Source organism: Pseudomonas sp. UBA7530 (assembly GCF_002479365.1).
In the GTDB taxonomy this organism is placed as follows: domain Bacteria; phylum Pseudomonadota; class Gammaproteobacteria; order Pseudomonadales; family Pseudomonadaceae; genus Aquipseudomonas.
The window spans coordinates 180,003-204,840 of record NZ_DLMS01000007.1 but is presented as its reverse complement, the minus strand read 5'-3'; the positions used below and the strand labels follow the sequence as shown (position 1 = coordinate 204,840).

The 24,838-nt window shown below is 63.8% G+C and carries 20 protein-coding genes; 4 read left to right on the top strand and 16 right to left on the bottom strand.

Annotated features, from left to right (window positions below; translation table 11 throughout):
• Positions 1-37 precede the first annotated feature (37 nt).
• Both creD and B2U07_RS12365 read right to left on the bottom strand, forming a co-directional pair.
• Positions 38-1,381: a cell envelope integrity protein CreD gene (gene creD / locus B2U07_RS12370; protein ID WP_275547492.1), complete on the bottom strand. Its 1,344-nt coding sequence runs from the start codon at positions 1,379-1,381 to the stop codon at positions 38-40.
• Positions 1,382-1,560: 179 nt separating this feature from the next.
• A complete protein-coding gene (locus tag B2U07_RS12365; RefSeq protein ID WP_275547493.1) occupies positions 1,561-1,983 on the bottom strand; it encodes a phage infection protein in 423 nt (140 codons plus the stop codon).
• Between the two features lie 248 nt (positions 1,984-2,231).
• On the opposite strand from B2U07_RS12365, the gene B2U07_RS12360 reads away from it, so the two are divergent.
• Positions 2,232-3,863, top strand: a complete 1,632-nt coding sequence (locus tag B2U07_RS12360; RefSeq protein ID WP_275547494.1) for a VRR-NUC domain-containing protein — start codon at positions 2,232-2,234, stop codon at positions 3,861-3,863.
• Complete coding sequence (locus B2U07_RS12355) at positions 3,860-6,160, top strand: ATP-dependent DNA helicase (RefSeq protein WP_275547495.1); 2,301 nt, start codon at positions 3,860-3,862, stop codon at positions 6,158-6,160. The genes B2U07_RS12360 and B2U07_RS12355 overlap by 4 nt, the downstream gene beginning before the upstream one ends.
• A 52-nt stretch (positions 6,161-6,212) precedes the next feature.
• Here the strand turns inward: B2U07_RS12355 and B2U07_RS12350 are convergent, their stop codons facing one another.
• Positions 6,213-6,515 carry a YciI family protein gene (locus B2U07_RS12350; protein ID WP_275547496.1) on the bottom strand — a complete coding sequence of 101 codons (303 nt, stop codon included), beginning with the start codon at positions 6,513-6,515 and terminating at the stop codon, positions 6,213-6,215.
• A 112-nt stretch (positions 6,516-6,627) separates the two neighbouring features.
• Between B2U07_RS12350 and B2U07_RS12345 the strand changes: the two genes are divergently transcribed.
• On the top strand, positions 6,628-7,116 hold the full coding sequence (locus tag B2U07_RS12345; RefSeq protein WP_197856845.1) for a DUF2569 domain-containing protein: 489 nt from the start codon (positions 6,628-6,630) through the stop codon (positions 7,114-7,116).
• A gap of 232 nt (positions 7,117-7,348) precedes the next feature.
• Here B2U07_RS12345 and creC read toward each other — a convergent pair whose 3' ends face one another.
• From creC to B2U07_RS12315, 6 genes are all read right to left on the bottom strand, one after another.
• Complete coding sequence (gene creC / locus B2U07_RS12340) at positions 7,349-8,770, bottom strand: two-component system sensor histidine kinase CreC (protein ID WP_275547497.1); 1,422 nt, start codon at positions 8,768-8,770, stop codon at positions 7,349-7,351.
• 3 nt (positions 8,771-8,773) lie between these two features.
• Positions 8,774-9,454: a two-component system response regulator CreB gene (gene creB / locus B2U07_RS12335; RefSeq protein WP_275547498.1), complete on the bottom strand. Its 681-nt coding sequence runs from the start codon at positions 9,452-9,454 to the stop codon at positions 8,774-8,776.
• A 223-nt stretch (positions 9,455-9,677) separates the two neighbouring features.
• On the bottom strand, positions 9,678-10,118 hold the full coding sequence (locus B2U07_RS12330) for a CBS domain-containing protein (RefSeq protein ID WP_275547499.1): 441 nt from the start codon (positions 10,116-10,118) through the stop codon (positions 9,678-9,680).
• Between the two features lie 58 nt (positions 10,119-10,176).
• Complete coding sequence (locus B2U07_RS12325; protein WP_275547500.1) at positions 10,177-12,207, bottom strand: methyl-accepting chemotaxis protein; 2,031 nt, start codon at positions 12,205-12,207, stop codon at positions 10,177-10,179.
• Positions 12,208-12,371: 164 nt separating this feature from the next.
• Entirely contained in the window at positions 12,372-12,881 is a 510-nt protein-coding gene (locus tag B2U07_RS12320; RefSeq protein ID WP_275547501.1) for an ATP-dependent zinc protease, read from the bottom strand.
• An 81-nt stretch (positions 12,882-12,962) separates the two neighbouring features.
• Positions 12,963-14,204 carry an HD-GYP domain-containing protein gene (locus B2U07_RS12315; RefSeq protein WP_275547502.1) on the bottom strand — a complete coding sequence of 414 codons (1,242 nt, stop codon included), beginning with the start codon at positions 14,202-14,204 and terminating at the stop codon, positions 12,963-12,965.
• Between the two features lie 192 nt (positions 14,205-14,396).
• Between B2U07_RS12315 and B2U07_RS12310 the strand changes: the two genes are divergently transcribed.
• Entirely contained in the window at positions 14,397-15,290 is an 894-nt protein-coding gene (locus B2U07_RS12310) for an acyltransferase (protein WP_275547503.1), read from the top strand.
• 234 nt (positions 15,291-15,524) lie between these two features.
• Here B2U07_RS12310 and fdhA read toward each other — a convergent pair whose 3' ends face one another.
• From fdhA to glyA, 7 genes are all read right to left on the bottom strand, one after another.
• The gene (gene fdhA, locus B2U07_RS12305; RefSeq protein ID WP_197856838.1) at positions 15,525-16,724 is read right to left on the bottom strand and encodes a formaldehyde dehydrogenase, glutathione-independent; all 1,200 of its coding nucleotides are present in this window, start codon (positions 16,722-16,724) and stop codon (positions 15,525-15,527) included.
• Positions 16,725-16,926: 202 nt separating this feature from the next.
• Entirely contained in the window at positions 16,927-17,784 is an 858-nt protein-coding gene (gene purU / locus B2U07_RS12300) for a formyltetrahydrofolate deformylase (RefSeq protein ID WP_275547504.1), read from the bottom strand.
• Positions 17,785-17,935: 151 nt separating this feature from the next.
• Entirely contained in the window at positions 17,936-18,565 is a 630-nt protein-coding gene (locus tag B2U07_RS12295) for a sarcosine oxidase subunit gamma (RefSeq protein WP_275547505.1), read from the bottom strand.
• On the bottom strand, positions 18,558-21,575 hold the full coding sequence (locus B2U07_RS12290; RefSeq protein WP_275547506.1) for a sarcosine oxidase subunit alpha: 3,018 nt from the start codon (positions 21,573-21,575) through the stop codon (positions 18,558-18,560). The genes B2U07_RS12295 and B2U07_RS12290 overlap by 8 nt, the downstream gene beginning before the upstream one ends.
• Complete coding sequence (locus tag B2U07_RS12285) at positions 21,572-21,898, bottom strand: sarcosine oxidase subunit delta (protein WP_161866041.1); 327 nt, start codon at positions 21,896-21,898, stop codon at positions 21,572-21,574. The genes B2U07_RS12290 and B2U07_RS12285 overlap by 4 nt, the downstream gene beginning before the upstream one ends.
• 194 nt (positions 21,899-22,092) lie before the next feature.
• Positions 22,093-23,343 (bottom strand): sarcosine oxidase subunit beta family protein, encoded by a 1,251-nt coding sequence (locus tag B2U07_RS12280; RefSeq protein ID WP_275547507.1) that lies wholly within the window; start codon positions 23,341-23,343, stop codon positions 22,093-22,095.
• Positions 23,344-23,409: 66 nt separating this feature from the next.
• Positions 23,410-24,663, bottom strand: coding sequence for a serine hydroxymethyltransferase (glyA, locus tag B2U07_RS12275; RefSeq protein WP_275547508.1), 1,254 nt, complete (start codon positions 24,661-24,663; stop codon positions 23,410-23,412).
• Positions 24,664-24,838 lie beyond the last annotated feature (175 nt).

Below are 24,838 nucleotides of genomic sequence, written 5' to 3'. Positions count from 1 at the left end.
CAAGAGGCGCGGCTTGTAGTGACCGCGCCATTCAGATTCAGGCCTGCGCAGCGCTGCGGCCGACGCCGTACCAGTCCAGTTTGCGGGTCAGCACCATCACGCTGCCGAGCACGCCGAACACCAGCAGCGAGCCCATCAGCAGGGCGTAGTCCTCGGCGTTGAGCAGGCCGTAGAGCATCGCGTACAGCGCGGCCAGCAGGCTGCCGAAGCCCAACCCGCGTCGCCAGCTGTGCAGCACGAAGCTGACGTAGAAACCAATCAGGCCGACGCAGGCGCAGGCAGACAGCAGATAGGCCAGGGCGAAATCCAGATGTTCGGAGAGCGACAACAGCAGCAGGTAGAACAGCGCCAGCGACAGGCCGACCAGGGCGTACTGCACCGGGTGTACGGCCAGGCGCTTGAGGACCTCGAAGAGGAAGAAGGTGGCGAAGGTCAGAGCGATGAACAGCAGCGCATATTTGATCGCGCGATCGGTCTTCAGGTACTGGTCGACCGGGTCGACGAAGCTCACTCCGAAGTTGCGGCCAAACAGCCCCTGACAACGCTCGCTGCCCACGCAGTCACGCAAAGCCTCCTCCAGATTGGTGGCGAAGAAGCTGGTCTGCCACTCGGCAGTGAAACCCGCAGCGCTGATCTCACGGCTGCTCGGCAGGTATTCGCCGACGAAGCTCGGGTGCGGCCAGTCGGAGTTCAGCTTGACCCGGCTGTCACGCCCGACCGGCACTATCGAGAGCTGCTCGGTGCCCTGCAGTTTCAGATCAAAGGAGAACTCGAGCGTCTGCCCACCCTGCGCATCCAGAGCGGGGAGCGGTGCATGCACGCCGGCGCCGAAGTTATCGTCGCCGCTGCCCGGTGCGAAACTCAGGGTCTGGCCGTTCAGGCGCAATTGCAGGTCGTTGCTGATACCTCGGATATCGCTGATGCCGACCGAGAGGAAGGGTTTCTCGAAGCGGTAGAAACCCAGGTCGTCGCCCAGCCCGAGGCGTGCCGGCAGACGAAATTGACCGCTGACCTGGCTGTCGCTGCGGTACAGGCGCGCTTCGTAAATGCCGCGCGCTCGCAGCTCGGTGCCAACCTGCCCTTCGAGCACGAAGCGCTCCGGCAGGAAATACAGGCGGCCGCGGCGCTGACGCTCTTCGCTATAGCGCTCGCCGGTCTTCTCGTTGGTTTTCCACTCGTGCGTGGTCTTGATGTAGGGCAGCACCAGGATCGGCCCGGTGATCTGCTGGCGGTAGCTGGAACTGCGGGCAATGTCCTGCAGCACCTCATGGCGTAGGCCCTGACGCTCGTCGACCAGGCCATCGATCATCAGCAGGGGAATCATCAGTAGCAAAATCAGCAGGGCGATGGCGCCCAGCTTGAAGCCCAGGGAACGGTTCATGGTACGGCTCTCCGTAGCGAGTGAAGGTACGGCAGAGTCTGGGCAGGGGCGGTGGGTGGCGTATGGGGCGAGCGTGGAGATTGTGTGGAGAATGGGTGAAAAAGAAAGGGCGCCGATTCGGGGCGCCCTTCCTAACTGCTATGCGGCATACGACTGCTCCCGCGTGATGGATGACCGGATCAGCCGATACGGCTGGCACCTACGCGGTCGGCGCCATCTGCGGCAACGCGGTTCAGACCAACGCGGTCAGCGCCATCTGCGGCTACGCGGTTCAGGCCAACGCGATCAGCACCGTCTGCGGCTACGCGGTTAAGACCCACGCGGTCAGCACCACCTTCGGCTACGCGGTTCGGACCAACACGATCTGCGCCACCTTCGGCGATACGGTTCAGACCAACGCGATCTGCGCCATCTTCGGCTACGCGAAAACGCTCTAGAGTAAGCTCGGCACCGCCTTCGGCGACACGATTGATGCCTACGCGATCAGCACCATCTTCGGCCACGACCGGAGCAGCGGACTGTTGCGCGGAGATCTGTGGCAGAGCGAATACGCTGGCCGACAGGGCGGCGATAACGAGGCTGGCGAAGATCTGCTTTTTCATGGTCGTTCTCCTGAAGAGGGGTGAGTAACTGGCTACGGTTGTCATGTTACGCACGCCTCAGAATGGCAAAAGGCACATCTCGGGATAGTGACCATCGACGCCGTCGATACCCGAAAAAAGCGTTTATCGATCAGCCAGATAGCCATCAGAAAAGACCAGGCGGCATCACCCTCGCCTTCCGTCTGCTCGGCAGCTGCGCGGGCGAAAGGCACTGGCATCTGTATAAAAAACCAGTAAAACTTCGCAGCATGCTCGCCCTCGACGCCCCCGAACTCTATTACCTGGCCAACTTCCGCAAGGCCCTCGACTGGCTCGGCGCCCATCACCGCGATTTGATGGACGATGCCGAGCGCGCCTTCATCGTGGATTTTCTCCAGCTGCCATTACCCGCCCAGGCGCTGCTGGTGCGCCTGGTGATGCGCAAGGGCGTGCACTTTCGTGTCAGCAAGCTGCGCTATGCGGAGATAGGCGAAATCCAGAGTGCGGCTGCACCGCTGCTGGTGCTGGGCTGGCTGATCGACTGCGCGGCTCTGAGTCTCGACGAGCTGGGCGCCCTGCTGCTCAAGGAAGAACTGGCCACGCATTTCGCCGCCAACCTGCCACGCGGAGCGTTGAAGAAAAGCGAGGTGCTCGACCACCTGCGCGAGCTGCATGTCGAACCACGCAGCCTGGCCGACTGGTGCCCGCAACTGGACGAGCGCCTGCTGAGCCTGGCCATCGGCCCGCTGTGCGACCGCCTGCGGCTGATGTTCTTTGGCAACCTGGCGCAGAACTGGTCGGAGTTCGTGCTCGCCGACTTGGGCATCTTCCGCTACGAACAGGTGCCGATCACGCCGGGCTCGCGCGGCTTCCGCAACCGCAAGGATGTGGACGACTACCTGCATCTGCGCGCCTGCCGCGAGGCCTTCGAAGCCGGCCTGCCTGTAGCCGAGGTGCTGCAGCAGCTCGGGGATTTTGCCAGCGACAACCCGCATATCGGCGAGCGCTACCAACGCCTGCTGCTGAAAATGGCGCAGCAGCTGGAACGCGCTGGCGAGCTGGAATCAGCACTCGCGCTGTACCGCGATACTCACGCGGTTGGCACGCGGCAGCGGCAGATTCGCGTGCTCGAGCGCCTGGGCAGCGATGCCGAGGCGCTGACCCTAGCCGAGCAGGTGATCGAGGCGCCACACAACGCCGAAGAAGCGCAACTGGCCGAACGCGCGCGCACCCGCCTGCGCAAACGCCTCGGCCTGGCGCCAGCGGCCAGGGCGGCGAAGCTCAGCGAGAATCGTCTCGACCTGCGCCTGCCGCGCGCCGCCAGCGTCGAACTGGCCGTGGCCATGCACCTGGCCAAGCCGGACGCGCCCGTGCATTACGTGGAGAACACACTGATCTGCGGGCTGTTCGGCCTGCTCTGCTGGGAGGCGATCTTCGCCCCGCTGCCTGGCGCCTTCTTCCACCCCTTCCACGCCGGCCCGGTGGATCTGCACCGCGCCGACTTCCATGCCCGTCGCAGCGAGCTGTTCGCCGCCTGCCTGGCGCGCCTGGACGACGGCAGCTATATCGAGGCCATACGCCGTACCCACGCCGAGAAATTCGGCATCCAGTCACCCTTCGTGTTCTGGGAGCTGCTCGACGCCGAACGCCTGGAGCAGGCCCTGATCTGCCTGCCGCCCGCGCACCTTGCCGCCTGGTTTCGCCGCCTGCTGGCCGACATCCGCGAGAACCGCGCCGGCATGCCCGACCTGATCCAGTTCTGGCCCAGTGAGGGCCGCTACCGGATGATCGAGGTAAAAGGCCCCGGCGACCGTCTGCAGGACAACCAGAAACGCTGGCTGGCGTTCTGCGCCGAGCATGGCATGCCAGTCAGCGTCTGCTACGTGGAGTGGAGCGATTGAGCCTGCGCATCGCCGTGCGCGAGCTATGCGAGTTCACCGCGAAGGAGGGTGACCTCGACCTGCGCTTCACCCCCTCGCCCACCGCCGCCGAAGGTATGGCCGGACACGCCACCGTGGTCGCGCGGCGCGGCCCGGATTACGTCTCCGAGCTTCCCCTGATCGGCGAGTTCGAAGGGCTGACGGTCAGTGGCCGCGCCGATGGTTTCGACCCCGAGTTTCGCCTGCTGGAAGAGATCAAGACCCACCGTGGCGACATCTCGCGCATCCCCGCCAACCACCGCCTGCTGCACTGGGCGCAGGTGAAGATCTACGGCTGGCTGCTGTGTCAGGAGCTGGGCTTCGAGGAACTGGATCTGGCGGTGGTCTACTTCAACGTCATCACCCAGCAGGAAACGGTATTCCGCGAGCGCCACAGCGCGGCGTCCCTGGGCGAGTTCTTCGCCCTGCACTGCCGCCGCTACATCCATTGGGCGCGCCAGGAGCAGGCACATCAGCACGCACGCAACCAGGCGCTGGAGAAACTGAGCTTCCCCTACGGCGAATTCCGCCATGGCCAACGGCAACTGGCCGAGGCCGTGTACCGCGCCGCGCGTGACGGCCATTACCTGCTCGCGCAGGCCACCACCGGCATCGGCAAGACCCTCGGCACCCTGTTTCCGCAGCTCAAGGCCATGCCCGGCCAGCAGCTCGACCGCCTGTTCTTCCTCAGCGCCAAGACGCCGGGCCGGCGCCTGGCACTGGATGCCCTGCAACGCCTGCGCGAACCGGAGACGCCGTTGCGCGTGCTGGAACACGTCGCCCGCGACAAGGCCTGCGAGCACCCGAGCAAAGCCTGCCATGGCGACTCCTGCCCACTGGCCAAGGGTTTCTACGACCGCCTGCCGGCAGCGCGCAGCGCGGCACTCAAAGAACGCTGGCTGGATCAGCAGGCGGTGCGCAATATCGCCATCGCCCATGGTGTATGCCCCTACTACCTGAGCCAGGAGCTGTGCCGCTGGAGCGACGTGGTGGTGGGCGACTACAACTACTACTTCGACCTCGGCGCGCTGCTGCACAGCCTCACCCTGATCAACCAGTGGCGCATTTGCCTGCTGGTGGACGAAGCGCACAATCTGGTAGAGCGCGGGCGCGGCATGTACAGCGCCGAGCTGGATCAGGCGCGCTTCAAGGCCATGTGCCGTGGCGCGCCGAAGCGGCTGAAGAGCGTGCTGGACCGGGTCGACCGCCACTGGGATCAGCTGCACCGCGAGCAAGAGGTGCCCTATCAGGTCTACCCGCTGGCGCCGGACCTGCTGCTGGCCGCGCTGGGCAAGGCGGTCAGCGCCATCACCGACCTGCTGACCGATCAACCCGAAGGCAATGGCGGCGAGCTGCTAAGTTTTTATCTGGACGCCATGCTGTTCTGCCGCCTAGCGGAAAGCTTCGGCCCGCACTCGCTGTTCGATATCAGCCGCGTCGAGGCTGGCAACGGGCGTAGCTACTCGACCCTATGCATCCGCAATATCCTCCCGGCGCCCTTCCTCGGCCCGCGCTTCGAGGACGCCCACAGCGCCACGCTGTTCTCCGCCACCCTCAGCCCCAGTCACTACTACCTCGACCTGCTCGGCCTGCCGGAAGAGACGCAGTGCCTGGATGTCGCCTCGCCGTTCAGCGCCGAACAACTGCATGTGCAGGTGGTGCGCAACCTGTCGACCCGCTACCAGCACCGCGACGCCTCGCTGGCGCCGATCTGCCAGTTGATGGCGCGCCAATACGCCGAACGCCCCGGCAACTACCTGGCCTTTTTCAGCAGCTATCAGTATCTGGAACAGGTGCTGCAGGAGCTGCGCCGCGATCACCCGCACATCCCAGTGTGGACGCAATCGCGACAGATGGACGAAGCGGCGCGCCAGGGCTTTATCGAACGCTTCCAGATCGGCGGCCGCGGCATAGGCTTCGCCGTGCTCGGCGGCGTCTTCGGCGAAGGTGTCGACCTGCCCGGCGAACGTCTGATCGGCGCCTTCGTCGCCACCCTCGGCCTGGCCCAGCTCAACCCGATCAACGAAGAAATCCGCCAACGCATGGACGCCCTGTTCGGCAATGGCTACGACTACACCTACCTCTACCCCGGCCTGCAAAAGGTCGTGCAAGCCGCCGGCCGGGTGATCCGCACGCCGGAAGACCAGGGCGTGCTCTATCTGATCGACGACCGCTTCGCCCGCCCCGAAGTCCGCCGCCTGCTGCCAACCTGGTGGCAGGTGGAACTGCTGCGCTTGCCGCTCAAAGCCCCCACACCCGAACCACAACCTCTCCTGTAGGAGCGGATTTATCCGCGATCAGTGCATAAGTCCTAGCGTTGGTGATGCTGAGCTAGCGGGCAAACTGCGCGACAGGAAAGAGCTTGATCTCCCGCACCTCTACTTTTTCCCAGACTTTCCCCAGCGTATAGGGATCATGATCAAGCCAATGCTCAAGTGCATCTCTGCTGCCAAACTCGACATGGGCAGAAGAGCCCACCATACGGCCCTCTGCATCAAGAATCGCCCCACCGCTGAGAAACGTACCGGCTGCCGTCATTTTCTTTAACCCGTCCAGGTGAGCTTCTCGGTGCTCCAGACGACGAGACAATGCATCCGGGTCGGTAAAATCGAATGCCGTCACTACATATTGCATGCGTTCTCCTTGGTTTACGTCAGCAGGTATCCTAGGTCGCGCACAGCGAAACCCAGGCACCAGCAGAGCGGGTGTCCATTCATAGTCAGACATGCATCACAAGGATGTAAACATGAGCGATAACGCAAAATTAAAGGGATTGGGTGGCTGGTTGATTCTGGTCGGGCTCGGTCTGATCATCACGCCCCTGCGCATATCCATCACCTACGGGCCGATGTTCTATTCAGTATTCACTGACGGAACCTTCGAAACGCTGACCACTCCCGGCACCGAGTACTATCACTGGCTGTGGGCGCCCCTGCTGGTCTTCGAAGCCATCTTCAATTCATGCATGCTGATTGCGTGCGCACTTCTGCTTTACCTGTTCTTCACAAAACACTATCTCTTCCCAAAGGTCTTTATTGCCACGATCCTGATTTCCCTGGTCTTCATTCCCTTTGATGCCTGGTTAGGCTCGCTCATCTTTACCGACGAACCTGTATTCGATCCGGACACGACCAAGGAATTTGCACGCACCTTGTTCAGCGCCGTTATCTGGGTGCCTTACATGCTCGTATCGAGACGAGTCGAAGCCACGTTCGTGAAGGACATTCCCGAATAGATCGCTCTCACGGCTGGGTGGGAACGAAGACCTCGACGCTACAGCACTGACCAGCAGGCAGCTGCATCTCCGAACGAGTGAGCGATGCAGAGAGTCGTGAGACGGCTCTCACGCTGGAGCGTGGGCGCTATCTAATTTCTGCGCTGGGCAGCCCTCGTGGGAGGCGCTTTAGCAGCGACAGGTTTATGCATCGGTCGCGGCAAAGCCTACCCCACAGCAGCGCCAGCGTGCCCTAGATGGGCAGCGTCAGGCTCACTTCAACGCCACCTTCGACATTGCCGATATGCAATTCACCTCCATGCAGCTCGGCCACTTCCTGCACGAAGTTCAGGCCCAGGCCAGTGCTCTTGCGCCCGCCATTGGGGCGCGGCAGGGAGTAGAAGCGTTCGGTCAGGCGGGCCAGGGCGTAGTCGGGGATGGCTTCACCCTGGTTGAACAGACGCAACACGATGCGCTCGCCCTGGCGTTCGGCGGCGATGCGCATGTGTCCGCCGGGTGGGGTGAAGTCGAGGGCGTTGTCCAGCAGATTGGCCAGCGCCTGGCGTAGCAGAAAGCGTTCGCCACGCAGACTGAGGCCGGCTGGCAGCGCGTGTTCGATCTGCAAATTGGTAGCTGTGATGCGCGCCTGCTGCGCCTGCAACAGTTCCTCCACCAGCGGCGCCAGCGGTACCGCTACGCGCTCTTCCAGACCCTGGCGTTGCTCCACCTGGGCCAGGTGCAGCAGGCGTTCGATCAGGTTCTGCAGGCGCGCACTTTCCTGCTGGATATTGGCCACGAAGCGCTGGCGCTGCTCCGCCGGCATATCGCCATCGAGCAGTTCGGCGGCGCCGCGTATGGCGGCCAACGGACTCTTCAGTTCGTGGGTCAGGGTGTGTACGTAGCGTTCGACGTAGGCCTTGCCTTCCAGCTCGGTGCGCATACGCTCGACCGCCTGGGCCAGTTGCGCGAGTTCGCCACCGCGCACCTTCGGCGCCTCGGCGCGCTGGCCTTCGCTGACCGCCCGGGCGTAGCGGGTGAGTTTGCCCAGCGCGGCGCTGAGCCACCAGGACAGCGCCGCGCCGATCAGCAGGCCAAGGCCGATCAGCCCGACGCCGAGCCAGCTCAGACGGTTTTGCGAGCGTTCGATATAGGGCAGCAGGGTGCGGTTGGGTTTGGCCACCGAAACCACGCCGATGATGCGCTCGCCATCCCTGATCGGCGCCGCCACGTACATCACCGAGGAATCCGGGTCGTCCGGATCTTCACGGGTCGAGCGCGCGCCGTACTGGCCACGTAGGGTCAGCAGCACGTCGTTCCAGCGCGAGTAGTCCTGACCCACCGCCAGACCAGTCGAGTCGAGCAGGACGATGCCCCGGGCGTCGGTAACGTAGATGCGGTGGTTGACCTCGGCCTTGGTCACGCCCCAGATGCTCGCCTGCGGCTGACGCCGGCCATAGGCTTCAAGCGCCTCGTGCAGGCGGCCCTGGCCGAGGGTGCCGGACTTGAGGTCGTCGCGCAGGATCTCGGCCAGCAGGTTGGCGGTGTCGACCAGGGTTTCCTCGGTGCTCTGGCGCACGCCGGGGCGAATCTCGTCCATCACTGTGCTCAGCACGAACCAGCCGGCCAGGCCGACGAAGAGGAAGTAGACGAGAAAGATGCGTACGCCCAATGGCATGATTCAGAGCTCCGGCTCGTAGCTGTAGCCCAGGCCGCGATGGGTCTGGATCGGCTCCTCGGCTGGGGCGATGGCGCGCAGCTTGGCGCGCAGGCTCTTGATATGGCTGTCGATGTTGCGCTCGTAGCCGGCTTCGCTGGCGACGCCGAGGGCATCGAGCAGTTGCTCGCGTGAATAGACCCGGCGCGGCTGGCCAAGCAGCGTGCGCAGCAGGCGAAATTCATGGCGCGTCAGGCTCAGGGGCTGGCCGTGGTAATGAATGCGAAAGGCGGCATCGTCGATCTGAAAGACGCTGGGCGCGCTGGCTGTCGGCATCTCACGCGGCGCCACGCGCTTGAGGATGGCCTTGACCCGCGCCGCCACTTCACGCGGGCTGAAGGGTTTGACCACGTAATCGTCGGCGCCGATTTCCAGACCCACCACACGGTCGATTTCCTCGCTGCGCGCGGTCAGGAAGATCACCGGCACCTCGGAGAAACGGCGCAGGCGTTTGCACACTTCGAAGCCACTGATATCGGGCAGACCAACGTCAAGAATGGCCAGGTCGAAGGTGCCGTTCTCCAGCAGCGTCAGCGCCTCGCCGCCGAGACTCGACCAATGGGTGACGAAGCCTTCGGCCTGCAGGGCATAGACCAGCGTGTCGGCAATCGCGGCTTCGTCTTCGACTATAAGTATCTGCGGCATCGGGCGTCCTGCACCTGTGGGGCGACGGCGGCAGACTGCCGGCGGCTGGTTCATGCGTCAAGCGGGCGATAGCGTAGAACGGGAGCAAGCTGCCAGGGGAGATTGGCGGGTTGCCTATGCGACATTCGCCGCTGCGACTGCATGGATGCAGGAGGTAGAACGAAGCAGGATGCCAGAGTCGAAAGCGCCTCCCGCAAGGTTTTCCCTCATCCGGGCTACGCGCTTATGGAATCTCGCCGCGGATGTATTGCTCCAGCTGACGGATCAGGTCGGCCTGTTCGGCGATGGTTTCCTTGACCAGGTCACCAATCGACAACAGGCCGATCAGCTCGCCCTCAGCCAGTACCGGCAGGTGACGCAGGCGGCGTTCGGTCATCAGCTCCATGCAGTACTGCACGCTGTCACGCGGGCCGACGCTGATCACATCGCGGGTCATGATTTCGCTGATCCTGGTGTTGAGCAGCGAGCGTTCGGCCAGCGCCACCTTTCTCACGTAGTCGCGCTCGCTGACGATGCCGACCAGACGCCCGCCGGAAAGCACCAGCAGTGCACCGATCTTTTGCTCGGCGAGGATACGCAGCCCGTCCAGCAGCGAATCCTCACTGTCGACGCTGTAGACGTAGGCGTTGGCTTTATTGCGAATGACCTCTGCGACGGTTTTCATGCGGGCGGCTCCTTTCGTTGTTATCCGTTTTTAGCAGAGTTGGCCGCCGCGGTCAGCCTCACCCGAGGCTGAATCGTCCGGTATTATGCGCCAGCCCTTCGCTGCCTCGGCGCAGTTGCTCGGCGGCACGGCTCACGGCCTGGGCGCCATCGAGCAGTTGCCCGGCGGCCTGATCGACCTGCTGGATATTGCCACTGACTTCATCGGCGGTGGCCGCCTGCTGCTCGGCGGCGGTGGCGATCTGCGCCAGGCGGTCGCTGACGCGCTGCACCGAGTCGACGATGTTCTGCAGTTCATCACTCATGGCCAGCACGCTGCCGATATCGCCGTCGGCCTGGCTACAAGCTTCTCCCATCAGGGTGACCGACTGACCAACCACCCGCTGCAGGTTGTCCACGGTCTGGGCAATTTCCTGGGTCGAGTCCTGGGTGCGCTTGGACAGCGAGCGCACCTCGTCGGCGACCACGGCAAAGCCGCGCCCGGCCTCCCCTGCGCGCGCGGCCTCGATGGCGGCGTTGAGCGCCAACAGGTTAGTCTGCTCGGCGATGCCCTTGATCACCTCGACCACGCGGTTGATCTGCTGGGTCTGATCACGCAGTTGCTGCAACGCTGCGGCGCTGTCGCCGAGACGGCTGCTGAGCTGGCGCATGCTGGCGCTGGTGCGCTCGCTGCGCTGGTTACTGCTCAGCGCCACCTCGCGGGTCTGCTGCGCCTCCATGGCGGCCTGCTCGCAACTTTGCGCGACACTCTGCGCAGTAGCCGCCATCTGCGTGGCTGCGGTGGCAATCTGGCTCATCTGCGCCTGTTGCTGCTCGACGGCGTCCAGCGTGTCACGCGCCTGGCCACCCAGCAGTTGCACCGTGCTTTCCAGTTGCTGGCTTTCGCGGTTGACCCCCTGCAGCGAGTCACGCAGCTGCTCGACCGCAGTATTCAGCGCCTGGGCGATGGCGGCTAGATCATCACGACCGTTGACCTGCATGTGCACGCGTAAGTCACCGTCGCGCAGACCACGTGCAGCCTCGATGATGTTGCTGGTGCTGATGCGGATCGACGCGTTCAGACACATCAGCACGTACATCGCCAGTAGGGTCAGAACGCTGAAAGCACCGATCACCTCGATCATCGATTGCAGCGCCTGCTGCCGATAGTCGCCGAGACTGGCGATGAACTGCTGGTAAACCGCCTGCTGCAGAGCCAGCAACTGGCCCTCCAGCGCTTCGACTTGTTGCACGAACTGCTCGGGGGTTAGCGCCATTGGGCTGGCCTCGAACATGTCACGATCGATCTGCGTGAGGAAGTCGTCGAACGCCTTGAGCGAGGCGTCGAAAGGTGCGCTCAACTGGCGCATCGCCTGCGGTGCTTCGCGCGACAGGGTGATTTGCGCCTTGACCAGCTGCGCACGCTGTTCGTCCAGGCTGCGGCGCAGATCGCGGATCAGCACGCGGCTCTGCAGGGTGAAATGCTGCGAGACCACCGCGCCATGGCCCTGCGCTGCGAAAGTGCCGAGCTGCTCGAGCAGCCGCGGCATGATGTAGGTGATCTGCTCCATCATCAGGTAGGTGTCGAGGCGCGGATCGAGAATCAGGGTACTGTCCGTGGCCACCTGCTCGCGCAGGGCGATCAGGTAAAGCAGCGCCTTTTGGTAACGCTCCAACGCATCGGGCAGTGCCACCTTGGCCAGACCAGCCGTGCGCAGACCATCACGCTCGCCCTGCAGGGCCTGAAAGTGCTGCCGCGCCTGATCACTGATCAGGCTGCTCTGCAGCGGCTCCGCGGCCTGCTGCAACGCTTCGTCGAGCTGCGCCTCACGCTGCTGCAATTGTCCCTGGGCAGCGCCCTCGGTGCCTTTCCAGCGTGCCAGCAGTGTGCGCTGGGCGATCAGCTCCTGTTGCGCACGCGCCATGCGCTCAAGCGCTTGTGCGCCTTCCACCTCGTAGTCGATCGATTGCAGGCGTGACAGGTAGTCACTGCCGATGACCCACAACGCGTATCCGAGCGGAAGCGCGAACAACAGAAACACCAGCTGAAACTTGTGGGCAAAACTGAAACGTTGCAACAGCCGTACACCCGGCTCGAGTACTCCCGTCATAGCGACACCTCAGCGACCTAAAGGGCCTACAGGCCTGGCAAAGAATTGCACTTAGCAAAAAGCAGGCCCGACGCCCTCTTTTGGGCAGGGTAGTCGTTACGGGGCACTCTTATGGAGTGTAATGGCCAATGACTATCAGCCTTTTCTGAAATGCGACAATTTGCTCAGCATTGCGGACGATCGCGGGTGTAACGCTCCGCAGGGTCCACGGCTGCACCAAGATCGCGCATGGCGCTGGCGCCGATCAGCAGCGGATAACTGAAGGTGCTGCGGTCGGTCAGGTTGACCTCGATGGTGCGCTCCTCCTCGCCCAGGCAAATCGGCATTTCGATTACCGGGCGTTGCGAGTAGGCGACTTCCTTGGTTTCGGCATCGCTCTCTTCGGCGCGTTTCTTGATCTCGGCGATGCGCACCAGCGGATGTTCGTAGACCGTATCTTCGGCACCGTCTACGGCCAGGCGGAAGCGCACCCAGTCCTCACCATCGCGCTCGAACGGCTCGATGTCCTTGGCCGACAACGAGGCGGTCATGGCACCGGTATCCATCTTGGCCTTGAGGGTCTGGCCGAGGGCGGGGAGTTTGATCAGCTCGTAACGGCCGTAAAGGTCTGGTTGTTCATCGGCCATGGCCGGCAGGCTGATCGCAGCAGCCAGCAGAAAGAGGGCGTATTTCAAGGTCGGCACTCCTGTGCAATGGAAGTCCCGTTATCCGACTGCCCCTGTCCTGCGGTGTTCCCCGGCAAGGATGACAAAGCGTTACGGCCGGGCTCGCTGCGCAGGCATGCCGCTCCAGAGTTCGTCCAGATGTTCGAAGCCCCAGACCGCTGCCGACTCGCGCCCGACGATGCGATCCTGTGCGTTCGCTTTGCTCAGGTCGATCACCACCGGCGGAATCTGCACTTTAGACTTGGCGAGGAAGAACGCCTTGACCTTGGGCACCAGCAGCGACTTGGCATTCTGCTCCAGCACGACCGCAAGCCGGCCGCTTTCCAGACGCACCAGCGCCCCCACCGGATAGATGCCGACCGTCTTGACGAAGGCCTGGAATACCGCCTCGTCGAAATGCCCCTTCCACTCGGCCATCTTGCGGATCGACTCGGCCGGGTCCCAGCCCGGCTTGTAGGGCCGGTTGGAGGTGATGGCGTCGTACACGTCGCAGACCGCGCCCATTCTGGCGAACAGACTGATCTGCTCACCCTGCAGGCCATACGGATAGCCGCTGCCATCGATCTTTTCGTGGTGATGCAGGCAGACATCCAGCACCAGGGCGCTGACATGCTTGCCGGCCAGGAGGATCTCGCCGCCGGCCTCGGGGTGACGGCGCACCGCCGCGAACTCTGCGTCGCTGAGCTTGCCGGGCTTGTTCAGCACCTCCTGATCGATGGCCATCTTGCCTACGTCATGCAGCAGGCCGGCCAGGCCTGCCTCGCGTACCGCCCCCTCGCCCAGACCAAGCTGCCGCGCGAGGGCGATCATCAGTGCACAGACCGCCACCGAGTGCATATAGGTGTATTCGTCGGCATGCTTGAGTCGCGCCAGGCTGATCAGGGCATTGGGGTGGCGCATCACCGACTCGGAGATCTCCTCCACCAGCGACTCGGCCTGTTCGAAATTCAGCGCCTTGCCCATGCGCGCATCGCCGAACATGCTCAGCACCGCCTGCTTGGAGCGGGCGCAGAGCTTGGCGGCGCGCTCCAGTTCGGTATCCATCGATGCACTCAGCGCGGTGCTACGGGGCTGCACCGCTGCCATCAGCGTGGCCTCGACCTCCTTCTGCGCCTCTGCCTCGGTGCTGACAACGGCACCGGCCTCGACATCCAGGCCCTTGCTGACGTCGATCCACAACTCACCGATGCTGCTGGCGCGGATGCGCTGCAGGTCCTGCGGTGAATTGAGAAGAAATTTCGACTTCCAGAATGGATGGTCCATCCATGATCCGCAAAATTCCTGGACATACATGCCGATGCGCAGATCGGCTACCACAATGCGTTTCAACATCGAGATAATCCAGAGCAAGTTGGTGGGAGCGCTCGAGCGCGTCACCTTGGAATCGACGAGCAATCCCCTTACGTTCCACACCGATCAGCATCACGCCTTTCGCAATAAATGGCCATATGCCACTAGTCGCAATTTTGAGCCAGATTCTTCAGTTGCTTATGATGGCCCCTTCGCGCCCGCCAAGGAGTTGATATGCGTCCCCTGCTGACCGGCCTACTCAATATAGCCCTGCTGCTGAGCAATACCCTGTTGCTGATCGGCCCCCTGCTGCTGATCGCCCTGGCCAAGTTCGTGCTGCCGGGCCAGGCGGCGCGCGATACCTGCTCACGCGGGGTAATGTGGGTCGCCGAGTTCTGGGCGGAGAACTGCAAACGCATCTTCGCCCTGCTGACCCCGACGCACTGGGACATCCGTGGCAATGCCGCACTACGCCCCGACCGCTCCTACCTGGTGATCAGCAATCATCAATCCTGGGTCGACATCCCGGCGCTGGTGCAGGCGTTCAACCGCAAGACGCCCTATTTCAAGTTTTTCCTCAAGCAGCAGCTGATCTGGGTGCCCTTTCTCGGTCTGGCCTTCTGGGCGCTCGACTACCCCTTCATGAAGCGCTACTCCAAGGCCTTCCTGCAGAAGAACCCGCATATGAAAGGCAAGGATCTGGAGATCACCAAGGCTGCCTGCGAGAAGTTCAAGCGCCTGCCGGTGACCGTGGTCAACTACCTGGAAGGCACCCGCTTCACCCCGGCCAAGCAGGCCCAGCAGCAGTCACCCTACCGCTACCTGCTCAAGCCCAAGGCAGGCGGCGTGGCCTTCGTGCTCGCCGCGCTGGGCGAGCAGATCGATGCCGTGCTGGACGTGACGCTGGTGTACCCCGCCAAGCAGGTACCGGGCTTCTGGGCGCTGCTCAGCGGCCAGGTGCCGAAGGTGATCATCGATATCCAGACCCTGGAACTCGATCCGGCGCTGTACCTGGGTGATTACGAGAATGATCCGGCCTTCCGCCTACGGGTACAGGACTGGGTTTCGGACCTCTGGCTGGCCAAGGACAAACGCATCGAACAGTTGCGCGACGAAAACCCTGGCTGACTGGTGGCGGGCGCGTTCGGATCGTCGAATGCGCCACGGCTCGATGGTCGGGCAAGCGGCGACCCGAAGGTCCGCAGCAGATTGCCGCCCACAACAAAAAAGGGAGCCCGAAGGCTCCCGAAGAAGAAGGCGCGGACCAATGCGCCTGGCCGTAAACCTATCCGCGACGCGCGCAGCGCGCCGCCAACGCAAACACGCGTGACCCGCGACAGCGCCGGGCCACGCAGCTGGGCATTACGCCGCGCTGAACATCTTGTGCGGATCGATGACGAATTTCTTCGGCACGCCTGCGTCGAACTCGCCGTAACCGCGCGGTGCGTCGTCCAGGCTGATCACCTGCACGCCCACCACTTCGGCGATGTTGATGCGGTCCCACATGATGGCCTGCATCAGCTGACGGTTGTACTTCATGGTCGGAGTCTGACCGGTGTGGAAGCTGTGCGACTTGGCCCAGCCCAGACCGAAGCGAATGCTCAGCGCACCCATCTTGGCAGCGGCATCGACCGCACCCGGGTCCTCGGTTACGTACAGGCCGGGGATGCCGATCTTGCCGGCGACGCGGGTGATCTGCATCAGCGAGTTGAGCACCGTGGCCGGAGCCTCGTGCTTGACGCCTTCGTGGCCATGACCACGGGCCTCGAAGCCCACGCAGTCGATGGCGCAGTCCACTTCCGGTTCACCCAGCAGCGCAGCGACCTGCTCGTGCAGCGGGGTATCCAGCGACAGGTCGGCGATTTCGAAACCCTGCGCCTTGGCGTGCGCCAGACGTGCCGGGTTGAGGTCACCGACGATGACCACGGCAGCACCGAGCAGGCGAGCCGAGGCAGCAGCGGCCAGACCGACCGGACCGGCGCCCGCGACGTAGACGGTGGAGCCCGGGCCTACGCCAGCGGTAACGGCTCCGTGGTAGCCGGTCGGCAGAATGTCGGACAGGCAGGTCAGGTCACGGATCTTCTCCATGGCCTTGTCGCGATCCGGCAGTTTGAGCAGGTTGAAGTCGGCGTAGGGCACCAGCACGTATTCGGCCTGGCCACCGGTCCAGTCGCCCATGTCGACGTAGCCGTAGGCACCGCCGGCACGCGCCGGGTTGACGGTCAGGCAGACGCCGGTGTGCTGTTCCTTGCAGCTGCGGCAACGACCGCAGGCGACGTTGAAGGGCACGGAAACCAGATCACCGATCTGCAGACGCTCGACGTCGCGGCCCTTCTCGATCACCTCGCCGGTGATCTCGTGGCCCAGCACCAAGCCGACCTGAGCGGTGGTACGACCGCGCACCATGTGCTGGTCGGAGCCGCAGATGTTGGTGGAAACGACCTTGAGGATGACCCCGTGCTCGATCTTCTTGCCGCGCGGATCCTGCATTTTCGGGTAGTCGATCTTCTGTACTTCGACCTTGCCTGCGCCGAGGTAAACCACACCGCGATTATCAGACATATGAAATCTCCTTTCTTCTTGTGGATACAAAGGCGCGACGTCAAGTCGCGCGGGCCTTGTGGCGGAGTAATGAGCGTCTTTATCGGCACCCGCCGTTATTGGGCAGGACGGGTGCCGATGGTCTAGCCAGACTAGCTAGGGTGCGGAGCGGCCGCGGATGCAAAACCGACAGCCGCCGTTCTCTGTGCGGCAACGTCTCTGGTTAAAGGACTACGGTACGGTTGGCGTTGAGGAACACCCGGCGTTCGAGGAAGTAGCCGACTGCGCGGGCCAGGGTCAGGCATTCGATATCGCGTCCCTTTGCCACAAGATCCTCGGGATAGTGCGCATGGTCGACGCTTTCCACCCCCTGAGTGATGATCGGGCCTTCGTCCAGGTCGTTGTTGATGAAGTGCGCTGTGGCGCCGACCAGTTTCACGCCCTTCTGATACGCCTGGTGGTAGGGCTTGGCGCCCTTGAAGCCGGGCAGCAGCGAGTGATGGATGTTGATTGCCCGGCCGTCAAGCTTGCGGCACAGGTCGGCGGACAGCACCTGCATGTAGCGGGCGAGCACCACCAGCTCGGCGCCGGTATCCTCGACCACCTGCATCACGCGACGCTCCTGGGCGGGCTTGTCATTGGGGTCGAGGGGAAAATGGTGATAGGGAATGCCGTGCCAGTCGGCGAGCGGCTTCAGGTCCGGGTGGTTGGAGATGATGGCGGTGATGTCCATCGGCAGTTGGCCGGTACGCTGGCGGTAGAGCAGGTCGTTGAGGCAGTGATCGGCCTTGGAGACCATGATCACCACCTTGGCGCGATAGCCAGGCGGGGTCAGCTCGATGCACATATCGAACGGCGCGGTGCGTTCGTTGAGGCCGGCGAGGAAGGTCGCCTCGTCGAAATCGGCCTGGGTGCGGAATTCCACGCGGATGAAGAAACGACTGGCCAGGCGGTCATCGAAGCTGTGGTGCTCGGTGACGTAGCAGCCCTGTTCGAACAGGTAGCGGGTCACCACGTCGACCGTACCGAGCAGGCTCGGGCAGTGGGCGGTGAGAATCCAGGTATCGGGGGTGCGGCTCATAGTGGACTCCGAGACAAACTCCGTTGCTGTTCACCCCTCTCCCATTTATGGAAGAGGGGCCGGGGGAGAGGGCCGCCGGAACAACGCGATCCGCCTTTCCCCTCTCCCCAGCCCTCTCCCCAAAGGGGAGAGGGAGCCGTTCGTGTCAGCTTCAGGCTTCGACCGCCAACCCATACTCCGCACTGGCATCCTGCAGCCACAGCCAGAAGTAATCGGCGAAGCTGCGGCGGATCAGCAGTTCCCAGGTATCCTCGCCGGTGTGGCGAATCACCAGTTGCGACTTGGCGAACACCGTGCCGACCGCCTTGCCCACCGGGAAGTTGTTCGGATGCACGTCGTAGCTGCTGGATTTCATCAGTAGTTCACGCACCTTGGGGCCGCGCAGCTCGAGCAGGGTCTGCCCACCGCTGACGTTGACCACCGAAATGTGCTGGCCGTCCAGGGCCTCGCGCAGCTTGCGCTCGACCTCGAGCTCGCTGCCGCCGGGGACGATCAGCAGCCACTCATCCGGGCCCAGCCATTGCAGCGAGGTGTCGCCGTTGGCCACCAGGGTCAACGCCACCGGCAGCTCCAGGCCCAGGGCTTTGTGCACGCCACCGGCGAACTCGGCATCGTCGGCGTCGCCACGCAGCACCAGATGGCCCAGCAGCTTCTTCTCACGCAAGGTCACCCCGGCGCCCTTGCGGCCCTTGCCGGCCAGTTCGTGCAGGCCGGCGTGGTGCAGCGGCGATTGCCCGGCGATTTCGGCAGGGCGTTGTTTGTAGACGTTGACGTTAGACATTCTGGCGATCCCCTTTCGGGTCATAGAACACGGGGCTGACGATTTCGGCTTCGATCACACTGCCATCGACCAACGGCGCGAAGACGCGCTCGCCGATGCGTTTGAGGCCGCCCCTGACCAGGGCCATGGCGAAGGAATGGCCCAGCGCGGCACTCATGTAGCTGGAGGTGACGTGGCCGACCATGGTCATCGGAATCGACTGCTTGGGATCGAACACCAGCTGGGCGCCTTCCGGCAGGACTTTGTTCGGGTCCACCGGCTTGAGGCCGATCAGCTGCTTGCGGTTCTCCTTCAGGCAGTCCTCGCGGTTCATGCCGCGCCAGCCGATCCAGGAGAACGGCTTGGTGCGGCCAACGCACCAGCCCATGCCCAGGTCGTCCGGGGTGACCGAGCCGTCGGTGTCCTGGCCGACGATGATGAAGCCCTTCTCGGCACGCAGCACGTGCATGGTCTCTGTACCATATGGGGTCAGGCCGTGCTTCTTGCCGGCCTCGGCGATCTTCTCCAACACGCCCAGGGCGTAGTCGGCCTGTACGTTGACTTCGTAGCTCAGCTCACCGGTGAAGGAGATGCGGAACACGCGCGCCGGTACGCCGCCGACCTTGCCTTCCTTCCAGGTCATGAACGGAAAGGCGTCCTTGTCCAGGTCGATGTCGGTGACCTCGGCCAGCAGCTTGCGGCTGTTGGGGCCGGACAGGGTCATGGTCGCCCAGTGATCGGTGACCGAGGTGAAGTAAACCTTCAGTTCCGGCCATTCGGTCTGGTGGTAGATCTCCAGCCACTCCAGCACGCGCCCGGCACCGCCGGTGGTGGTGGTCATGACGAAATGGTTGTCGGCCAGGCAGGCGGTCACGCCGTCGTCGAAGACCATGCCGTCTTCCTTGCACATCAGGCCGTAGCGGGCCTTGCCCACGTCCAGCTTGGTCCAGGCGTTAGTGTAGACGCGGTTGAGGAACTCGCGCGCATCCGGGCCTTGGATGTCGATCTTGCCCAGGGTCGAGGCATCGAGAATGCCCACCGCGTTACGCACGGCCAGGCATTCGCGGGCCACGGCGGCGTGCATGTCTTCACCGTTCTTCGGGAAGTACCAGGGGCGCTTCCACTGGCCGACATCCTCGAACTCGGCGCCCTGCTCCAGGTGCCATTTCTGCAGCGCGGTGTAGCGCTTGGGCTCGAACAGCTCACCGCAATGACGGCCGGCGATGGCGCCGAAGGTCACCGGGGTGTAGTTCGGGCGGAACATGGTGGTGCCCATTTCACTGATGCTGATGCCCAGTGAGCGGGCAGCGATGGCCAGGCCGTTGATGTTGCCCAGCTTGCCCTGGTCGGTGCCGAAGCCCAGCGCGGTGTAGCGCTTGACGTGCTCGACCGACTCGAAGCCCTCGCGGGTGGCCAGCTCGATGCCGGCGGCGGTGACGTCGTTCTGCTGGTCGACGAACTGTTTCGGCGCACGGGCGGTGTTCTTGTCGTGGGGCACCTGGAACAGTGCAACCGACGCCTCCTCGATGCGCTTCTCGGCCTTCGGCAGAGTGCCGGTCACGGCCTGGAAGCCTACATCGGCGGCCGCCTTGGCACCGGCCTCGAAGCCATCGGCGAGGCTGTCGCCCAGGCTGAACACGCCGTTGACCGCACCGGCGCAATGACGCTTCTGGAAGCCTTCACCCGGCACGAAGGCGAGGATGTCTTCACGCCATACCGGACGACCGCCCAGGTGCGACGCCAGATGCACCACCGGGCTGTAGCCGCCGGAGCTGACGATCAGGTCGCAGTCGAGGGTCTCGCCCGGGCTGGTGACCTTGTGCTTGGCCAGATCGATGGCGCAGATGCGCGCACCGGTGACGCGCTTGCTGCCACGCGCTTCGACCACGGCACTGCCGGTGAGTACGCGCACGCCACGTCGGCGCGCTTCTTCGACCCAGCTGCCGCGCGGGTTGCTACGCGCGTCGGCCACGGCCACCACCTGGCGGCCGGCGTCGAGCCAGTCGAGCACCACGCGGTAGGCGTAATCGTTGTTGGTCGACAGCACCAGCTTCTGGCCAGGCGCCACGCCATAGCGGCGTACGTAGGTCGACACGGCCTCGGCCAGCATGTTGCCGGGCACGTCGTTGTTGGCGTAAACCAGCGGCCGCTCGTGGGCGCCGGTGGCCAGCACCACGCGCCCGGCACGCACACGGTGCAGGCGCTGACGCGGCTGGCCCATCGGCGCGACTTCACCCAAGTGGTCGGTGAGGCGCTGGTGGATGGTGAGGAAGTTGTGGTCGTGGTAACCGTTGACCGTGGCACGCGGCAGCAGGGTCACTTCCGGCATCTTTTGCAGCTCGGCGATGGCCTTGGCAGCCCAGTCAGCAGCCGGCTTGTCATCGAGCATCTCGCGGGTCGACAGCAGGCTGCCACCGAACTCTTCCTGTTCGTCGGCCAGGATTACCCGCGCACCACTGCGGCCGGCGGCCAGGGCTGCGGCCAGACCGGCAGGGCCGGCACCGACCACCAGCACGTCGCAGTGCTGGTTCAGATAGTCGTAGATATCCGGGTCGTTTTCCTTGGGCGAACGACCCAGGCCCGCGGCCTTACGAATGTACTTCTCGTAGGTCAGCCACAGGTTCTGCGGATACATGAAGGTCTTGTAGTAGAAACCGGGCGGCATCATGCCGCCGCCGACCTTGCCGAGAATGCCCATCAGGTCGGTGTTCACGCTCGGCCAGCCGTTGGTGCTGGTTGCGGTCAGGTTCGCGTACAGCGCCTGCTGGGTAGCACGCACGTTGGGGACCTGCGCCGCCTCGGTGGAGCCTATCTGCAGCACGGCATTGGGCTCTTCGGCACCCGCGGCAACGATGCCGCGCGGACGCGAATACTTGAAGCTGCGGCCGACCACGTCGACGCCGTTGGCCAGCAGCGCGGCGGCCAGGGTATCGCCGGCGTAACCCTGATAGGTCTGGCCGTTGAAGCTGAAGGTCAAGGGCTGGCTGCGGTCGATGCGGCCACCCTGGGAAAGACGATTGACCTGGCTCATGCCGTTACTCCTTGGTCGACGGCCTTTTTCGCAGTGAGCGATGCCTCAGTCACGCTGGGGCGCTCGCCGATCTTGTAGGTTTCGAGAATTTCGTAGCTCACCGTGTGACGGGTGACGTTGAAGTACTGACGGCAGCCCGCCGCGTGAATCCACAGCTCGTGGTGGATGCCGCGCGGGTTGTCACGGAAGAACAGGTACTCGCCCCACTCCTCGTCAGTGCAGGCGTTCGGGTCCAGCGGGCGGGCGATGTGCGCCTGGCCGCCAGCGTGGAATTCCTCTTCGGAACGCAGTTCGCCACAGTGAGGGCAGAAGATGTGCAGCATGGTCGCTACCTCCGGTAAATCTTCAAACCCGCTCGGATGACCGCGCGGGGCAAGCTTGTCTCCCCTCTCCCGCGGGAGAGGGGTCGGGGGAGAGGGTTGCGGTGCAGACCGCACCACCCTCTCCCGGCCCTTCGGGCCACCCTCTCCCGCAAGCGGGAGAGGGTCATCGGATGCCATCCCTGCGGGATGAATGTTTAATGCGCTACACCGGCTGCGCCGTGCTCGTCGATCAGCGCACCGTTGTGGAAGCGCTCGATGGAGAACGCCTTGGCCAGCGGATGCATCTCGCCCTTGGCCAGGCTGGCCGCGAACACGTGACCCGAACCCGGCGTGGCCTTGAAGCCACCGGTACCCCAACCGCAGTTGAAGTACAGATTCTTCACCGGCGTCTTGGCGATGATCGGGCAGGCATCCGGCGTGGTGTCGACGATGCCACCCCACTGGCGGTTCATGCGCACGCGCGAAAGCACCGGGAACATCTCGACGATGGCCTGCAGGGTGTGTTCGATGGTCGGATAGGAGCCGCGCTGACCGTAGCCGTTGTAGCCGTCGATGCCGGCGCCGATGACCAGGTCGCCCTTGTCCGATTGGCTGATGTAGCCGTGCACGGCGTTGGACATGATCACGGTGTCGATGATGGGTTTGATCGGCTCGGAGACCAGTGCCTGCAGCGGGTGCGACTCCAGCGGCAGGCGGAAGCCGGCGAGCTTGGCCAGGTGCCCGGAGTTACCGGCGGCGACCACGCCGACGCGCTTGGCGCCGATGAAGCCCTTGCTGGTTTCCACACCGATCACCGCGCCGTTTTCCTTGCGGAAACCGATCACTTCGGTTTGCTGGATCAGGTCGACGCCCAGGGCGTCGGCGGCGCGGGCAAAGCCCCAGGCCACGGCATCGTGGCGGGCCACGCCGCCACGGCGCTGCAGCGAAGCGCCAAGAATCGGGTAACGGGTGTTCTTCGAACAATCCAGGTAGGGGATCATCTCCGCCACCTGCTTGGCATCCACCACCTCGCCGTCAATACCGTTGAGGCGGTTGGCGCTGACGCGGCGCTCGATGTCACGCATGTCCTGCAGGGTGTGACCGAGGTTGAACACGCCACGCTGGGAGAACATGACGTTGTAGTTGAGGTCCTGGGACAGGCCTTCCCATAGCTTCATCGCGTGCTCGTAGAGGTGCGCGGACTCGTCCCACAGGTAGTTGGAACGCACGATGGTGGTGTTGCGCGCGGTGTTGCCACCGCCCAGCCAGCCCTTCTCCACCACGGCGACGTTCTTCACGCCGAATTCCTTGGCCAGGTAATAGGCCGTGGCCAGGCCGTGGCCGCCACCGCCGACGATGACCACGTCGTAAACCGGCTTGGGCGTTGGATTACGCCACATGCGCTGCCAGTTCTCATGATGGCTGAACGAGTGCTTGAACAGGCCGAAGCCGGAATAACGTTGCATGGGCATGCTCCAGGGTTCTACTGCCCTCTCGCGACTGCGCGAGAGGGACCGAGAGAGAGGGTTGGCTTAGCGATAGACCGGGTAATCCGCGCACAGCCCGGCCACCAGCTTGGCCACCTGCGCCTCGACATCGGCATCGCCGAGGTGGTCGAGGATGTCGCAGATCCAGCCAGCCAGCGCCTCGCACTGGGCGACCTTGAAACCACGGGTGGTCACGGCCGGGGTACCAATGCGGATGCCCGAGGTCACGAACGGCGATTGCGGGTCGTTCGGCACGGCGTTCTTGTTCACGGTGATGCCGGCGCGGCCCAGGGCAGCATCGGCTTCCTTACCGGTCAGGCCCTGCTTGATCAGGCTGAGCAGGAACAGGTGATTGTCGGTGCCGTCGGAGACCACCTCGAAGCCGCGCTCGACGAAGACCTTGGCCATGGCCTGGGCGTTGTCGATCACCTGCTGCTGGTAAGCCTTGAATTCAGGCTCCATGGCTTCCTTGAAGCACACGGCCTTGGCTGCGATCACGTGCATCAGCGGGCCGCCCTGGGCGCCCGGGAATACGGCGGAGTTGATCTTCTTCTCGATCTCTTCGTTGGCCTTGGCCAGGATCAGGCCGCCACGCGGACCGCGCAGGGTCTTGTGGGTGGTGGTGGTGACCACATCGGCGAACGGAATCGGGTTGGGATACAGGCCAGCAGCGACCAGACCCGCCACGTGCGCCATGTCGACGAACAGCAGCGCCCCGACCTTGTCGGCGATGGCACGGAAACGCGGGAAATCGAGGGTCTTGGAATAGGCGGAGAAACCGGCGACGATCATCTTCGGCTTGTGCTCGACCGCCAGACGCTCGACCTCGTCGTAGTCGATCAGGCCAGTGGCAGGGTTCAGACCATACTGCACGGCGTTGTACAGCTTGCCCGAGGACGACACCTTGGCGCCGTGGGTCAGGTGGCCGCCGTGGGCCAGGCTCATGCCCAGAATGGTGTCACCCGCGCTGAGCAGCGCCAGGTAGACAGCGGCGTTGGCGGACGAGCCGGAGTGCGGCTGGACGTTAGCGAAGTCGGCGCCGAACAGCTGCTTGGCGCGGTCGATGGCGAGCTGTTCGACCTTGTCGACGTACTCGCAGCCACCGTAATAGCGCTTGCCCGGATAGCCTTCGGCGTACTTGTTGGTCAGGCCGCTGCCCTGTGCTTCCATCACACGCTGGCTGCAGTAGTTTTCCGAGGCGATCAGCTCGATGTGCTCTTCCTGACGGCGTTCTTCCTGATTGATCGCCGCGAGCAACTCGTCGTCGTAACCCTGAATCTGATCTTGCTTGCTGAACATCTCGACTCTCCTGCAGCGCCTGTATACGGCGGTCTTGGACTGACGGGCCGGCAAGGCCCTGTGCAGCGATGGTAGGGCCGGCCCTGCCCCCTCAGATGCCTGCCAACGCCACGAGAGCATTCGTTTGCGACATGCCGCGTGTCGCAATCAGGCGCGTCGATACGAGGCTGTGGTT